This is a genomic window from Arthrobacter liuii (assembly GCF_014639275.1).
GTDB classification, from domain to species: Bacteria; Actinomycetota; Actinomycetes; order Actinomycetales; family Micrococcaceae; genus Arthrobacter; species Arthrobacter liuii.
On record NZ_BMFW01000005.1, the window covers coordinates 215,416 to 230,031 of the forward strand.

Genomic DNA, 14,616 nt, shown 5'->3' on the forward strand with positions numbered 1-14,616 from the left:
GCACCGTGACTGCTCCAGAGAAAACGCCGTTCTACATCACCACGGCCATCACCTACCCCAACGGCGTGCCGCACATCGGCCACGCCTACGAGTACATAGCCACCGACGCCATGGCACGCTTCAAGCGCCTGGACGGCTATGACGTGATGTTCCTGACCGGCACGGACGAGCACGGCATGAAGATCGCCCAGGCCGCGGAGAAGGAAGGGATTTCCCCCAAGGAACTGGTGAACCGCAACGCGGACATCTACAAGGCGGCGCACTCCGCCCTGGGGATCAGCTACGACCGCTTCATCCGGACCACCGACGAGGACCACTACGCGGCCTCGCAGGCAATCTGGAAGAAGATGGAGGCCAACGGCGACATCTACCTTTCCAAATACGAAGGCTGGTATTCCGTCCGGGACGAGGCCTTCTACGGCGAGGACGACACCGTGGTCAAGGACGACGGCGTGCGCTACTCGAAAGAGACGGACACCGAAGTGACGTGGACGGCGGAGGAGAGCTACTTCTTCCGGTTGTCCGCCTACCAGGACAAGCTGCTGGCGCTGTACGAGTCCCATCCCGAGTTCGGCGCGCCGCAGTACCGGTTCAATGAGGTCATCAGCTTCGTCAAGCGCGGCCTGGAGGACCTGTCCATCAGCCGGACCACCTTCGACTGGGGCGTTCCCGTGCCCGGCAATCACAAGCACGTCATGTACGTCTGGGTTGACGCGCTGACCAATTACCTCACGGGAGTGGGCTACCCGGACACCGAGTCGGAGAAATTCCGTAAGTTCTGGCCGGCGGACGTCCACATCATCGGCAAGGACATTTCCCGGTTCCACGCCATCTACTGGCCGGCTTTCCTGATGAGCGCCGGACTGGAACTGCCCAAGCGCGTCATGATCCACGGATTCCTGAATAACAACGGGGTCAAGATGTCCAAATCCCTGGGCAACGTGGTGGCACCGGCGGACTTCGTTGCCCGCTACGGTCTGGACCAGGTCCGGTTCTTCTTCCTGCGCGAGGTTCCGTTCGGTGCGGACGGCAGCTACAACCACGAGGCCATTGTGGGCCGGATGAACTCGGACCTGGCCAACAACTTCGGCAACCTGGCCCAGCGCTCCCTGTCCATGGTGGCAAAGAACTGCGGCGCAGCCGTCCCCGTGCCCGGGGAGTTCACTGCCGAGGACAACGCAATCCTGGCACAGGCGAACGGCCTGCTCGACGCCGCACGTGCCGCCTTCGACAAGCAGGAGTTCAGCCGCGCGCTGGAAGCCGTCTGGCACGTCCTGGGCGACACCAATGCCTACTTTGCCGAGCAGGCCCCCTGGGTGCTGCGGAAGACCGACGTCGAACGCATGAACACCGTGCTGTACGTGACGCTGGAGGTGCTGCGGATCGTTTCGATCCTGGCCCAGCCCGTCATGCCGAACGCCACCGCCAAGCTCCTGGACGCGCTGGGCCAGGCCGACGGCGATGCCCGGCAGTTCGCCGCGATCACCACGCCCATCGTGGCCGGCACCGCACTGCCCGCTCCCACCCCCGTATTCCCCAAATTTGAGGAACCCATGGAGTAGGACCACCCTCCGCAAAGCCGTGGGGGATGCGCTCCTGTTCAAATGCTGAGACGGTTTGACCACCATATGGATGTCTTGGCTACCCTGAAAACATGAGCGCATCCTCCATCGATCTTGCAGTTATTCCCGGCGACGGGATCGGCCCAGAAGTCATTGCCGAGGCCCTCAAAGTCCTGGAAAAGGCTGTTGCCGCGGAGGGGGTCGAGCTCAAGCCGACGCACTACGAACTCGGCGCAGAGCACTGGCTGGCCACCGGGGAAACCCTGCCGGACCAGGTCCTGGAAGACCTGAAGACGCGCGATGCCATCCTCTTCGGTGCGGTGGGTGCCGCCCCCGGCGATACCCGCATCCCGTCCGGGATCATCGAGCGGGAGTTGCTCCTCAAGCTCCGCTTCAGCCTGGACCACTACGTCAACCTGCGGCCCTCCAGGCTCTACGGCACGGTCGGCAGCCCACTGGCAAACCCCGGCACGGTGGACTTCATCGTTGTGCGCGAAGGAACTGAGGGGCCCTACGTCGGCAACGGCGGCACCCTGCGCGAAGGCACCCCGCACGAGGTAGCCACCGAGGTATCCCTCAACACCGCCCACGGTGTGGAGCGCGTGGTCCGGGACGCCTTCCGCCGCGCCAGCCTCCGCGAACGCAAGCACGTCACCCTGGTCCACAAGCACAACGTCCTGGTCTTCGCCGGGCACCTGTGGAAGCGCACCGTCGAAGCGGTTGCCCAGGAATTTCCCGGGGTTACCCACGACTACCTGCACGTGGACGCCGCCACCATCTTCATGGTCACGGACCCTTCCCGGTTCGACGTGATCGTCACTGACAACCTGTTCGGCGACATCATCACCGACCTGGCCGCGGCCATCACCGGCGGCATCGGCCTGGCGGCATCAGGCAACATCAACATGGACCGCGCCGCACCGTCCATGTTCGAGCCCGTCCACGGTTCCGCTCCGGACATCGCCGGCCAGGGCAAGGCAGACCCCACCGCTGCCATCCTCTCCGCGGCCCTCCTGCTGGAGCACCTGGGCTACGCGGCAGCCGCCGGCAGGATCGAAGCAGCGGTGGTTGCCGACGTCGAAAAGCGGGACGGCAGCGCACGCACCACCAGCGCCGTTGGCGACGCCATCGCTGCCGGCCTCTGACCCGCGCCGGGGGCTCCGGCATCGGGCGTAAGCTTGTCTCGAATCACCAAATGCCGCCTTGCTGTTCAGCGCTGAACCCCGGGCGGCCGATCGTGGAGGAACCATGACTCAGACCGCCCATGGCGTCGAATTCACCCGGCAGCCCTCGGCCAACCCGAAGTCTGCCGAAGAGCGTGCAGCCATCCTGGCAAACCCGGGATTCGGCAACTACTTCACCGACCACACCGCCATCGTCGACTACAGGGTGGACGCGGACGGCAACGGCGGCTGGCACAATGCCCGGATCGAACCGTACGGTCCGATCGTCCTGGACCCCTCGGCTGCCGTCTTCCACTACGGCCAGGAGATCTTCGAAGGGCTCAAGGCCTACCGGCACGCGGACGGTTCCGTCTGGACGTTCCGTCCCGAGGCCAACGCGGCGCGCCTGAACAAGTCCGCCCGCAGGCTGGCGCTGCCTGAACTGCCTGCTGAATATTTCCTCGGCGCCATCCGCGAGCTGGTGGCTGCAGACAAGGAATGGGTGCCCTCCGGCGACGGCGAAGCCCTGTACCTGCGGCCCTTCATGATCGCCACGGAGGCTTTCCTGGGCGTCCGGGCTGCCCGTGAAGTCTCCTTCCGGGTGATCGCCTCACCCGCCGGCAACTACTTCGGCGGCGAGCTCAAGCCCGTCTCCATCTGGATTTCACGCCAGTACGCCCGCGCCGGCCGCGGCGGCACCGGTGATGCCAAGTGCGGCGGCAACTACGCCGCGTCGCTGATCGCGCAGCAGGAGGCGGAGGCCAATGGCTGCAAGCAGGTGCTGTTCCTCGACCAGGCCAACGACAACGCCGTGGAAGAGCTGGGCGGCATGAACGTGTTCTTCGTCATGAAGGACGGCTCGCTGGCCACGCCCGCGCTGACCGGCACCATCCTCGAGGGCGTCACCAGGATGTCCGTGATCCAGGTGGCAAAGGACATGGGGCGCGAGGTTGCCGAGCGCCGGATCACGCTGGACGAGTGGCGTGACGGCGTTGCCTCCGGCGACATCGCCGAGGTGTTCGCCTGCGGCACCGCAGCCGTCATCACCCCCATCGGAGTCCTCAAGGACGCCACCGAGTTCATCGGTTCCGAGGACGCCAAGGCCGGGGAGGCCACCATGGCTATCCGGGAAAGGCTCCTGGGCATCCAGACGGGCGCCGAACCCGACACCCACGGCTGGCTGACCCGGCTGGCGTAGGCCACCACTTTCAGAATGTACGACGGCGCCTGCCGGACTTTGGTCCGGCAGGCGCCGTCCTGTGTTCCGGGCCGACGGCGGATGGTCAGCGGCGGGCTGCCTTGCGGGCGGCATTCTTCATGGCTTTGCGCGAGACGGGCTTGAGTGCCTTGCGGGCAGCTTCCTCCGCCAGCGCACGGTTGCGGCGGGCGTCGATGATGTCGTTCCACAGTGTGGTGGCAAAGGCGCCGCCGTCCTGGGCGTAGACGTCATAGGGGTAGCCGGCGAAGACGGAAGGCGTGGTACCGCCGCTGAACAGGTCCTTGCCGTCTGCCTTCGCCACGGCGTCGCCCACGGCCCAGGTCCGCGTCAGGTGGCGGGTGAGGTTCTCCTGCACGAAGACAGCGGCGTCACCGGAGCGGGAGGCCTGGTCCAGCAGGGTTTCCAGGTCCGAGGCGATCAGTGCGGCGCCGGCTTGGTCCGCGGGCGCAGGGGCGGCGGCCAGTTCCGCCGCGATTCCGTTGACGGCGTCCGTCCAGTCCGTGGTTTCACGGAACTTCTTCCACGTGGGAAACCAGATGACGGTGCCGGTCGCGTGGTTGTGGATGTGCAGGAGGCCGGTGGCCTTTTCGGTCGCCGAGTGGTCGTGGCCGTCCGTGTCCGCCTGGGCGAGAAGGTCTGCGAGTGATGGTGTGCTCATGGGCGGTATCCGGCTTCCTGGTGGGGATCGTTCTGCTGTCACTGGGTGCCAACCCCCGGCCGGCGCTGTTCTATTCCGCTGGCGCGCTGGGGGAGGGACCGGGCTGGATGCAAGGATGGGTGTGTGACCTCAGTTTCCGGCCCCGGCCTGCAGCGCAGCAGCGGGCTCACGCAGTTCATCCTTGCGCCCAATCCCGGTCCCATGAGCCTGGACGGCACCAACTCCTATCTCCTGCGTGCCCCCGGGCACGCCTCCGTGGTGATTGTTGACCCAGGCCCGCAGGATGAAACGCACCTGGAGGCACTGGCGGGTGCAGGCGCCGTCGAGCTGATCCTGGTGACCCACCGGCACGCGGACCACACGGCGGGTTCCGCCCGGCTGCACGGGCTTACCGGCGCGCCGGTTCGCGCCGCCAACCCCAGCCACTGCCACGGCGGCGGAGAACCCCTGGCCGACGGGGAAGTTGTCCGGGCAGCGGGCCTGGACATCACAGTGCTGGCCACTCCGGGCCACACCTCCGACTCCGTCTGCTTCCACCTGCCGGCGGATGGCCCGCACGGTTCGGTGCTGACGGGCGACACGGTGCTCGGCCGGGGCACCACCGTCCTGGATTATCCGGACGGGACCTTGGGCGACTACCTCGCGTCCCTGGACAGGCTGGAGTTGCTCGGCCCTGCAACCGTCCTGCCGGCCCACGGTCCGGTGCTGCCTTCGCTGGAAGCCATCGCCCGTGACTACCGGACACACCGGGAGGAACGCCTGGCGCAGGTCCGTGCCGCGCTTGCCCTTTTGGGTCGGGACCCCTCCGTAGGCGAGGTTGCCGACGCCGTCTATGCCGACGTCGGCCCTTCCGTCCGGCGCGCCGCCGAACTCTCCGTGGCCGCGCAGCTTTCCTACCTGCGCGGCGGCGGGGGCGAAGGGCAGGCGGCGCCGGCGGGACGGTAGGGTAGGAGCCATGCGTATTGCCAGGTTTGTCGTCGCTTCCGATCCCCTGTACGGCGTTGTGGAAGGTGCACCGGGCAGTGAGGAAATCACTGTCATCCACGGCGACCCCTTCTTTAATGGTGTGGAGCGTACCTCCGTGCGCCACAAGCTGGAGGACGTCCGGCTGCTGGCGCCCATCATTCCCCGGAGCAAGGTGATCGGCGTAGGCCGGAACTTTGTGGAGCATGCCCATGAGTTGGGCAACGAGGTGCCTGCCCAGCCGCTGCTCTTCCTGAAGCCGAACACCGCCGTCGTGGGTCCCAATGATCCCGTGGTGCTGCCGGAATTCTCCGAAGAGGTTTCCTTCGAAGCTGAACTCTGCGTGGTGATCGGCCGCATCTGCAAGGACGTCCCGGAAGACCGCGTGGACGACGTCATCTTCGGGTACACCTGCGGCAACGACCTCACCGCCCGCGACGTCCAGAAGACAGACCTGCAGTGGACCCGGGCCAAGGGCTTCGACACCTCGGCGCCGCTTGGGCCCTGGATCGAAACCGAGCTGGACACGGAAGACCTCCAGATCACCGGCAGACTCAACGGGGAGGTGCGCCAGGACGGAAGCACCAGCCAGATGATCCGCGGCGTGCGCGAACTGGTGTCCGTGGTGTCGCAGGCGTTCACCCTGCTGCCCGGTGATGTCATCATGACCGGTACGCCCGCCGGCGTCGGCCTGGTCACGGAAGGTGACCGCTTCGAGGTGGAAATCGAGGGCATCGGACGGCTCTCCAACCCCATCGTCCGCCGCTAGGCCGCCCCCGCCCGGCGGGAGGCCTGACCCGGCGGGGCGGGTAAAGTTGAAGCCACTATGAGTATCGCTTCTTCGTCACCCGCCGCCGCCATCCCGCCCGTTACCGCCGAAACGCCCGTCAGGGTCCGTTTTTGCCCCTCACCCACGGGCACCCCGCACGTCGGGCTGATCCGGACGGCCCTGTTCAACTGGGCCTACGCGCGGCACACCAAGGGCACGCTGGTGTTCCGGATCGAGGACACGGACGCGGCGCGTGACAGCGAGGAAAGCTACCACCAGCTGCTGGACGCGCTGAAGTGGCTGGGCATCGACTGGGACGAGGGCGTGGAGGTTGGCGGCCCGCACGAACCCTACCGGCAGTCCCAGCGCGGCGACATCTACCAGGACGTGATCAAGCGGCTGCATGAGGCCGGATTCATCTACGAATCCTTCTCCACCCCGGAGGAGATCGAGGCACGCCACCGTGCCGCCGGCCGCGACCCGAAGCTTGGCTACGACGGCTTTGACCGGCACCTGACGGATGAGCAGCTGGCACAGTACCGGGCAGAGGGCCGGCAGGCCGTCCTCCGCTTGCGCATGCCGGACGAGGACATCACCTTCACCGACCTGGTCCGTGGCGACATCACCTTCAAGGCCGGCTCCGTCCCCGACTTTGCCGTGGTCCGGGCCAACGGAGCGCCGCTGTACACGCTGGTCAACCCCGTGGACGACGCGCTGATGGGCATCACGCACGTGCTTCGCGGCGAGGACCTCCTCAGTTCCACGCCGCGCCAGGTGGCCCTGTACCGTGCGCTGTACGCCATCGGCGTCGCCGAGTACATGCCGGAGTTCGGCCACCTGCCCTACGTCATGGGCCAGGGCAACAAGAAGCTTTCCAAGCGGGACCCGGAGTCCAGCCTCTTCCTCCACCGCGAGCGGGGCTTCATTCCGGAAGGGCTGCTGAACTACCTGTCCCTGCTGGGCTGGTCGCTCAGCGCCGATGAGGACATCTTCACCGTTGATCAGCTCGTGGAGCATTTCGACATCCACGACGTCCTGGGCAACCCGGCGCGCTTCGACCTCAAGAAGGCCGAGGCCATCAACGGCACCCATGTCCGGATGCTCAAGCCCACGGTGTTCCGGGACCGGGTGGCCCACTACCTGCGCGAAGCCGGCCTGGTGGGGGAGATCCTGACCGACCGCGAGGAGGAGATCCTCACCGAAGCCGCCCCCCTGGTCCAGGAGCGCATCACCCTTCTGGGCGAAGCGCCCGACATGTTGGCGTTCCTGTTCAAGGCGGACGACGCCGTCGATATTGCCGATGACGCGCGCAAGGGCCTTCCGGCCAACCTCACCGAGGTGCTGGACGCCGCCCTTGCCGCCCTGGAACCACTGGACGATTGGACGGCGGAGGGCATCCAGGCTGCACTTAAGCAGGCACTCGTGGAAGACATGGGCATCAAGCCGCGGCTCGCCTTCGGCCCTGTGCGGACGGCTGTTTCCGGGCGACGGGTTTCGCCGCCGCTGTTTGAGTCCATGGTGATCCTGGGCAAGGAGTCCTCCCTGCGCCGGCTCCGCGCCTTCCGCGGCTGATGACGGCTCCCAGCGAAGCGGCACGCGCCGGCGGGCTGAAGACGCCTTTCGGACTGGTCCGGGGCATCCTGTTCGACATCGACGACACCCTGGTTGACCTCGAATATTCGATGACCACCGCCCTGCGCGAGGTCAGCGAACACCTCCTGCCCAGCCTGGACCAGACCGGCTGGGAACGGTTCGGGCGCATCTTCACCCACGAAACCACGCACTACTACGACCGCTACCTGGCTGGCGAGCTGACGTTCAACGAACAGCGCCTGCTCAGGGGACGGGCAGCCCTGGGGCACTTCGGGGTTGAACTGGCCGACGGCGAAGAGTCCCGCCGGTGGCTGGCGGCCTACATGGAGAAGCAGCCCGCTTACGTGAAGCCATTTCCCGACGTGCTGCCACTGCTGGACCTCCTGGACACTGCAGGCATCCCCTATGGCGCAGTGAGCAACAACGTCCATGACTACCAGCGTGCCAAGCTCGACGGCGCCGGGCTGGACCGCATCACCCACCTGGTGGGCACCGACACGCTTGGCGTGGCCAAGCCAGACCCTGCCATGTACCTCGAAGGCGTCAGGCTCCTGGGCACTGCCCCCGGGGAAACGCTCTATGTGGGCGACAACCGGCTGCTGGATGCGGAGGGTTCGACGGCGGCGGGCCTGGTGGGCGTTTGGCTCAACCGGGTGGGTGAGGTCGTGGAAGGTTTCGAGGGCGGCATGGTGGCTTCCCTGGAGGAACTGCTGCAGTAGGAACCACCCCGCAGTGGCCGCGGCCCTCCTTTGAGGACCGCGGTCACCGAGTGGACGCCGGTGCTCCCGCGTCAGGCCGCTACGGGACGCAGGGCACGCCGGCGGAGGACCAGGTAGGCAGCGACGGCGGCGGAAACCAGCAGTGCCACCAGCAGCAGTGCGATTAGGGGGTTGTCCAGCCAGGACGACGGCGACACGGCCGCCACCTTCGTGTGCAGCTCTTCCGTCCCGGCGGCGATCCTGGCGTTGCCGTCCGCCAGTTTGCCGGCGCCGTCGGCCAGTCTGCCCGAACCATTGTCCAGCTTGCCGTTTCCCTCAGCCAGCTGTCCGGTGCCGTCAGCGAGCTGGGCGGACCCTGACTGCAGCTGGCCGGTTCCGCCGGTGAGCCTGACGGTGCCGTCCGAGAGCGCCTGCGTTCCGGCCAGCAGGCCTGGGTTCGCCGGATCGCCGTCGCCGTTGATGCCGGCGCTGAGCCTGGTGGTGCCGTCCTGGAGGTTGTTGGCTGCGTAGATCAGGCCGGGGTGGTCCGGGTCGCCCGGCACACCGTCCATTCCCACCCGGATTTTCGCGGTGCCCTCAGCCAGCATGGAAGTGCCCAGCACCACGCCGGGGTTCTGCGGGTCCGTTGAGTTGAGCTTTTGTGCCAAGGTGGCGAACCCTGCCTTCAGCCGCCCCGCGCCGTCATCCAGCTGGCCGGCTCCCGTGTTCAGCTTGCCGGTCCCGGCCTTCAACTGCCCCGCGCCGTCGTTCAGCTTTGCCGCTCCCGCGTCGAGCTGCGCTGCCCCTGCGTAGGCCCGGCGGCCGCCGTCGGCCAGCTTGGCAATCTGGTCCTTGATCACGGTGAGTGGAACCAGCCCCTGGGGTCCGTTCGCCGCCGCTTCAAGCTGGTCCAACCCCTGGCTGAGCGCGGCGAGCCCGTCGCCCTTGGTGGGATCGTTGCCTGCGCCGGGGTAACCCTTCAACTGGCCTGTTCCATTCTTCAAGGCCGTAGTCCCGGCGCTCAGGGCAGTGGCGCCTGCGTCGAGTTGCCCGGCGCCGGCAGCCAGTTGGCCTGTCCCTGCTGCAAGCTGCCCCGCGCCGTCGGCTAGGTTATCCGGCGCGGTTCCGGAAGCCGTAGGGGTCAGGGCCGCGGAAAGAGCGACGGCGCCCGCCTGAAGCTTCCGGGCGCCGTCATCCACTTGGTAAACGCCCGGGACGAGTTTGTTCAGGACGTCATTCTGCAGCTTGCTGGTACCGGCATGCAGCTTGTCCACTCCTGGCGCGAGCTGGTCGCGCACTCCGGAGAAGATCCTGCCGGCGCCGGACTGCAGGGCCGTGGCCCCGGCATTCAGTTCAGAGCTGCCGTCCTTGACCTTGACCGCGCCGTCCTTCACCTGCACCGCGCCCTTGTTCGCTGCGCCGGCACCCGTGGCGAGCTGACCCGAGCCGTCCTTGAGCTGGGCAGCACCGGCAGCGGCCTGTTCGGCTCCGTCCATCAACTGGGCGGCGCCATTGGAGATCTGGCCCGTGAGGTAGGTGTAAAAGGCAAGGAAAAGGGTCAGTAACAGGGACAGGGCAATGATTGCTATGGACTGGGACCGGGGTCTGGGCGTGGCTGCTGTGCGGGTTGTCAACGCTGACACTTCCTAACTTTCCGCCGGACGACGCTGCCCGGGGGCGAAAACCGTGGGTGGTAAGGCGTTCCCATTTCCTCGTGGGTGCCCGCATGGGCGGGACAGGGAGATTGTTACTGATGGGTAACTTACTCGAGAGTAACCACATGACTGGAAGGTGGGCAAGGGTTTGGGCGGATTGGTCCGTGCGACTGGCCCGCGCCTCCACCGATCCCGATTTGTGCGAGCCGAAAGTCTCGGGTAAAGTAATTTCTCGTGCTGAGGCGCACGGAGCAGGGAAAATGCCCTGAAAACCGGCCCGAAAGTACCATTGGGATATGGTGTAATTGGCAACACTACGGTTTCTGGTACCGTCATTCTAGGTTCGAGTCCTGGTATCCCAGCTCTGGTTTGAAGGTTGAATTCAGCCGCAAACCAGCAGGTGTCGACTCGGTTATCCGATTTGAAACCACAGCAGAGTGTGTGAAATACTCACTGAGCTTGCGCAGCGGAAACGCTGCTCGAAGTACACGGCCCCATCGTATAGCGGCCTAGTACGCTGCCCTCTCACGGCGGTAACGCGGGTTCGAATCCCGCTGGGGTCACCATCGAAATGGTCCCGGGCAACAGCCCGGGGCCATTTTTGTTTTCTCAGTTTCTGGAATCTCCCCGCTGAATGGACAGAACCCCTCATCGTTACGCGGGGAGTTGGCTCCCCGCGGGGGAATTTCCAGCTCTTGCCGACTCGCCGCGGCGGGCGCTTCATTGCAGCAGGAGCTGGTGGTGGAACCCGTGGAGCGGGAGATTGCCAGGCTGGGGGCATTCAACAAAGCACTGAAGAAAGCTGGTCCGGCATAAAGGGCTGTCGATCAGCCCGCTGCCAGGGCCCGCGCGGCGTCGCCGACCTTTATTAACGTGCGCAGGTTGCGGGTGGTGGTGGCGGCTTTGAACTTCGCCTTGGCACTGATCTTGCTGAACGGACTGTCCAGGGTTCCGCCCACGGGGGCCAGCCAGGCAAGCGCCTCCGGCCCCAGCCGCTGCTGGTCCTGGCGTTCCAGGGCTGCCCCGGCCGCCTCCAGTTCATCAAGGACAGCGGTGTCCGAGGAGAGGGTGATGTAGGTGTGGGTGGCCTTATTGTCTTCAGGGTAGGGACAGGCATCCACCAGGCCGGCCACCCTCCCGGCCTCCAGGACCACCACCCATGCCTCGTAGCCGAAGGCTGCGCGGAGGCACTTTTCGCACTCCTGCTTGACGCCTGCCGCGTCCAGGCTGCTGGAGAGCACCACGTTCCCACTGGCCAACAGGGTTGTCGCGTCCAGGAAACCGCAGCTCTTCAGCGCGTCCCGAAGGTCCGCCATTTTGATATTGATTCCGCCCACATTGATGCCGCGGAGGAACACTGCATAGCTGCCCATGGGCACAGCCTAGCGGCCTGGGCAGCCGCCGGCCGGAAAACCCTAGTCGTTGTTCTTGCGCAGCGCCTCGGTCAGGATGCGTCCTGCATTGCAGACCACTTCCGCGTGCAGGCGTCCCGGCTGGCGGGTCAGGCGCTCGATGGGACCGGAAATGGAGACGGCGGCAATCACCCTGCCGGACGGACCACGCACGGGTGCCGAGACTGACGCGACCCCCGGCTCACGTTCGCCCAGGCTCTGTCCCCAGCCCCGGCGTCGTACTCCTGCCAGGACGGTGGGCGTGAAGCGGGCGGACTGCAGGCCCTCAAGGAGCCGGTCGTGGTCCTCCCAGGCGAGCAGGACCTGGGCAGCGGAGCCTGCCTTCATGGACAGCTGCGTGCCCACGGGGATGGTGTCGCGCAGGCCAATGGGGCGCTCAGCCGACGCGACGCACACGCGCCAGTCGCCCTGGCGCCGGAAGATCTGGGCGCTTTCGCCGGTGGCGTCGCGCAGCTGCATGAGGACGGGCCCTGCGGAGGCGATCAGTCGGTCCTCGCCGGCGGCAGAGGCGAGTTCAACGAGCCTGCTGCCAAGCACGAACCGGCCCTGGATGTCGCGGCTGACCAGCCGGTGGTGGACCAGTGCCAGGGCGAGGCGGTGGACAGTTGGCCGGGCCAGGCCTGTAGCGGCCACCAGCTGCGCCAGCGTGGTGGGTCCCGCCTCAAGGGCATCGAGTACCTGGGCCGCTTTGTCAATGACACCGACTCCACTAGAATTGTCCATGTAATGATATTGCCGTCTCAATATCTGAGATGCAAATCTTTCGGCTGGCGCAGTGCGGAGCCGTCCTGATTCAGTTGGACTCATCAGCCACACAGCAGTGAAGGGAGATGGCCATGGCAAAGACATTGGCCGAGAAAGTCTGGGACGCACACGTGGTGCGCAAAGGTGACGGCGATGGTGCCAACGCCCAGCCAGACCTTCTGTTCATCGACCTCCACCTGGTCCACGAAGTCACGTCCCCGCAGGCGTTCGAAGGCCTGCGGCTGGCCGGGCGAAAGCTCCGCCGGCCGGACTTGACCATCGCCACCGAGGACCACAACACTCCCACCCTGGACATCGACAAGCCCATTGCCGACCTCACCAGCCGTACCCAGATCCAGACCCTGCGCAACAACTGCGCGGAGTTCGGTGTCCGCCTGCACAGCCTGGGCGACGCCGAGCAGGGGATTGTCCACGTTGTGGGTCCACAGCTGGGCCTCACCCAGCCGGGCATGACCGTTGTGTGCGGCGACTCGCACACCTCCACCCACGGCGCTTTCGGGGCCTTGGCCATGGGCATTGGCACCTCCGAGGTGGAACATGTCATGGCCACCCAGACCCTGTCGCTGAAGCCGTTCAAGACCATGGCCATCAACGTCGAGGGCACCCTTCGCCCCGGGGTCACCGCCAAGGACATTATCCTCGCCGTGATTGCCAAGATCGGCACCGGCGGCGGCCAGGGCTACGTCCTGGAATACCGCGGCTCCGCCATCCGGGCACTGTCGATGGAAGCGCGGATGACCATCTGCAACATGTCCATCGAAGCCGGCGCCCGTGCCGGCATGGTGGCGCCGGACCAGACCACCTACGACTACATGGAGGGGCGCCCGCACGCGCCGGAGGGCGCTGAGTGGGACGCCGCCGTCGAATACTGGAACACGCTGAAGACCGACGAAGACGCCACCTTCGACGTCGAGGTGGACCTGGACGCGGACACGCTGGAGCCGTTCGTCACCTGGGGCACCAACCCCGGCCAGGGCGTATCCCTGTCCCAGTCCGTGCCGTCCCCCGAGGACTTCGGTGACGAAAACGCCAAGGCCGCGGCCGAGCGTGCCCTGCAGTACATGGGCCTCGAGGCCGGCACGCCGATGAAGGACATCCGCGTTGACACCGTTTTCCTCGGTTCCTGCACCAACTCCCGGATTGAGGACCTGCGCGCGGCGGCGGACATCATCCGCGGCCGGGAAAAGGACCCGCAGGTCCGCATGCTGGTGGTGCCCGGCTCGGCCCGCGTCCGGCTCGAGGCCGAGGCGGAGGGGCTGGACCGTGTATTCAAGGATTTCGGCGCCGAATGGCGGTTTGCCGGCTGCTCGATGTGCCTGGGCATGAACCCGGACCAGCTGGAACCGGGAGAGCGGTGCGCTTCCACCTCAAACCGCAACTTCGAAGGACGCCAGGGCAAGGGCGGCCGGACCCACCTCGTTTCCCCGGTGGTGGCGGCAGCCACTGCAGTGCGCGGCACGCTCAGCTCGCCGTCGGACCTTGAACCGGCTCCCGAGCCGGTGGTTGAACCTGTCGAAACCCCTTCCGCCAGCCACGCAGCCTAGGACAACACCATGGAAAAGTTCACCAAGCACACCGGCGTTGGCGTCCCGCTGCGCCAGAGCAACGTCGACACCGACCAGATCATCCCCGCGGTGTACCTCAAGCGCATCACCCGGACCGGCTTCGAGGACGCCCTGTTCTCCGCCTGGCGCAAGGACCCCTCCTTCATCCTGAACCAGGAACCGTTCAACGCCGGTTCCGTGCTCGTGGCCGGCCCGGACTTCGGTACCGGATCCTCCCGCGAGCACGCGGTGTGGGCCCTGAAGGACTACGGTTTCAAGGCCGTGCTCTCCTCCCGGTTCGCCGATATCTTCCGGGGCAACTCCGGAAAGCAGGGACTGTTGGCCGCGCAGGTGGCCCAGGATGACATCGAGCTCATCTGGAAGGAACTCGAGAACGCGCCGGGCACCCAGGTCACGGTGGACCTCGAGTCCAAGACCGTGGTCTGCGGCAACATCGTGGCGCCGTTCGAGATCGACGACTACACCCGCTGGAGGCTCCTGGAGGGCCTGGACGACATCGGGCTGACCCTGCAGCACGAATCCGACATCACGGCCTACGAGGCGACCCGTCCCAGCTTCAAGCCCAAGACCCTGCCGGCAAAGCTTTCCTAGCCC

Annotated in this window: 13 protein-coding genes and 2 tRNA genes; 11 read left to right on the forward strand and 4 right to left on the reverse strand. The window is 66.2% G+C overall.

Annotated elements, in window-relative coordinates; all coding sequences use genetic code 11:
• Positions 1-5: 5 nt before the first annotated feature.
• The 3 genes from metG to IEW19_RS08570 all read left to right on the forward strand — a co-directional run bounded on the left by metG (position 6) and on the right by IEW19_RS08570 (position 3,923).
• A complete protein-coding gene (gene metG / locus IEW19_RS08560; protein WP_188571223.1) occupies positions 6-1,562 on the forward strand; it encodes a methionine--tRNA ligase in 1,557 nt (518 codons plus the stop codon).
• Positions 1,563-1,654: 92 nt separating this feature from the next.
• Positions 1,655-2,707: a 3-isopropylmalate dehydrogenase gene (locus tag IEW19_RS08565; protein ID WP_188571224.1), complete on the forward strand. Its 1,053-nt coding sequence runs from the start codon at positions 1,655-1,657 to the stop codon at positions 2,705-2,707.
• A 103-nt stretch (positions 2,708-2,810) separates the two neighbouring features.
• Positions 2,811-3,923, forward strand: coding sequence for a branched-chain amino acid aminotransferase (locus IEW19_RS08570; RefSeq protein WP_188571225.1), 1,113 nt, complete (start codon positions 2,811-2,813; stop codon positions 3,921-3,923).
• A gap of 85 nt (positions 3,924-4,008) precedes the next feature.
• Here IEW19_RS08570 and IEW19_RS08575 read toward each other — a convergent pair whose 3' ends face one another.
• Positions 4,009-4,602, reverse strand: coding sequence for a hypothetical protein (locus tag IEW19_RS08575; RefSeq protein WP_188571226.1), 594 nt, complete (start codon positions 4,600-4,602; stop codon positions 4,009-4,011).
• A gap of 123 nt (positions 4,603-4,725) precedes the next feature.
• Here IEW19_RS08575 and IEW19_RS08580 point away from each other — a divergent pair, with 123 nt between their 5' ends.
• Genes IEW19_RS08580 through IEW19_RS08595 form a run of 4 tightly spaced genes read left to right on the forward strand, consistent with a single transcriptional unit; the run spans position 4,726 to position 8,646 of the window.
• Positions 4,726-5,547 carry an MBL fold metallo-hydrolase gene (locus tag IEW19_RS08580; protein WP_188571227.1) on the forward strand — a complete coding sequence of 274 codons (822 nt, stop codon included), beginning with the start codon at positions 4,726-4,728 and terminating at the stop codon, positions 5,545-5,547.
• A gap of 10 nt (positions 5,548-5,557) precedes the next feature.
• The gene (locus IEW19_RS08585) at positions 5,558-6,334 is read left to right on the forward strand and encodes a fumarylacetoacetate hydrolase family protein (RefSeq protein WP_188571228.1); all 777 of its coding nucleotides are present in this window, start codon (positions 5,558-5,560) and stop codon (positions 6,332-6,334) included.
• Positions 6,335-6,391: 57 nt separating this feature from the next.
• The gene (gene gltX / locus IEW19_RS08590; RefSeq protein WP_188571229.1) at positions 6,392-7,906 is read left to right on the forward strand and encodes a glutamate--tRNA ligase; all 1,515 of its coding nucleotides are present in this window, start codon (positions 6,392-6,394) and stop codon (positions 7,904-7,906) included.
• Positions 7,906-8,646, forward strand: coding sequence for an HAD family hydrolase (locus tag IEW19_RS08595; protein ID WP_188571230.1), 741 nt, complete (start codon positions 7,906-7,908; stop codon positions 8,644-8,646). Before gltX ends, IEW19_RS08595 begins: the two co-directional genes overlap by 1 nt.
• Before the next feature lie 71 nt (positions 8,647-8,717).
• On the opposite strand, the gene IEW19_RS08600 is transcribed toward IEW19_RS08595, so the two are convergent.
• A complete protein-coding gene (locus tag IEW19_RS08600; RefSeq protein ID WP_229748386.1) occupies positions 8,718-10,268 on the reverse strand; it encodes a hypothetical protein in 1,551 nt (516 codons plus the stop codon).
• Positions 10,269-10,570: 302 nt separating this feature from the next.
• Here IEW19_RS08600 and IEW19_RS08605 point away from each other — a divergent pair.
• Positions 10,571-10,642, forward strand: a tRNA-Gln gene (locus IEW19_RS08605).
• Positions 10,643-10,770: 128 nt separating this feature from the next.
• Positions 10,771-10,846, forward strand: a tRNA-Glu gene (locus IEW19_RS08610).
• Between the two features lie 261 nt (positions 10,847-11,107).
• Here the strand turns inward: IEW19_RS08610 and IEW19_RS08615 are convergent.
• The gene (locus tag IEW19_RS08615) at positions 11,108-11,653 is read right to left on the reverse strand and encodes a DUF1697 domain-containing protein (protein ID WP_188571231.1); all 546 of its coding nucleotides are present in this window, start codon (positions 11,651-11,653) and stop codon (positions 11,108-11,110) included.
• A gap of 42 nt (positions 11,654-11,695) precedes the next feature.
• On the reverse strand, positions 11,696-12,415 hold the full coding sequence (locus IEW19_RS08620) for an IclR family transcriptional regulator (protein WP_009356552.1): 720 nt from the start codon (positions 12,413-12,415) through the stop codon (positions 11,696-11,698).
• Between the two features lie 113 nt (positions 12,416-12,528).
• On the opposite strand from IEW19_RS08620, the gene leuC reads away from it, so the two are divergent.
• Together leuC and leuD are read left to right on the forward strand one after the other, a co-directional pair.
• Entirely contained in the window at positions 12,529-14,001 is a 1,473-nt protein-coding gene (leuC, locus tag IEW19_RS08625) for a 3-isopropylmalate dehydratase large subunit (protein ID WP_188571232.1), read from the forward strand.
• Between the two features lie 9 nt (positions 14,002-14,010).
• The gene (leuD, locus tag IEW19_RS08630) at positions 14,011-14,613 is read left to right on the forward strand and encodes a 3-isopropylmalate dehydratase small subunit (protein WP_188571233.1); all 603 of its coding nucleotides are present in this window, start codon (positions 14,011-14,013) and stop codon (positions 14,611-14,613) included.
• Positions 14,614-14,616: the final 3 nt, after the last annotated feature.

Coding starts and splice junctions, on each gene's coding strand:
- IEW19_RS08565 (WP_188571224.1), top strand. CDS start 1,655: ATGAGCGCATCCTCCATCGATCTTGCAGTTATTCCCGGCGACGGGATC.
- IEW19_RS08570 (WP_188571225.1), top strand. CDS start 2,811: ATGACTCAGACCGCCCATGGCGTCGAATTCACCCGGCAGCCCTCGGCC.
- IEW19_RS08575 (WP_188571226.1), bottom strand. CDS start 4,602: ATGAGCACACCATCACTCGCAGACCTTCTCGCCCAGGCGGACACGGAC.
- IEW19_RS08585 (WP_188571228.1), top strand. CDS start 5,558: ATGCGTATTGCCAGGTTTGTCGTCGCTTCCGATCCCCTGTACGGCGTT.
- gltX (WP_188571229.1), top strand. CDS start 6,392: ATGAGTATCGCTTCTTCGTCACCCGCCGCCGCCATCCCGCCCGTTACC.
- IEW19_RS08595 (WP_188571230.1), top strand. CDS start 7,906: ATGACGGCTCCCAGCGAAGCGGCACGCGCCGGCGGGCTGAAGACGCCT.
- IEW19_RS08615 (WP_188571231.1), bottom strand. CDS start 11,653: ATGGGCAGCTATGCAGTGTTCCTCCGCGGCATCAATGTGGGCGGAATC.
- IEW19_RS08620 (WP_009356552.1), bottom strand. CDS start 12,415: ATGGACAATTCTAGTGGAGTCGGTGTCATTGACAAAGCGGCCCAGGTA.
- leuC (WP_188571232.1), top strand. CDS start 12,529: ATGGCAAAGACATTGGCCGAGAAAGTCTGGGACGCACACGTGGTGCGC.
- leuD (WP_188571233.1), top strand. CDS start 14,011: ATGGAAAAGTTCACCAAGCACACCGGCGTTGGCGTCCCGCTGCGCCAG.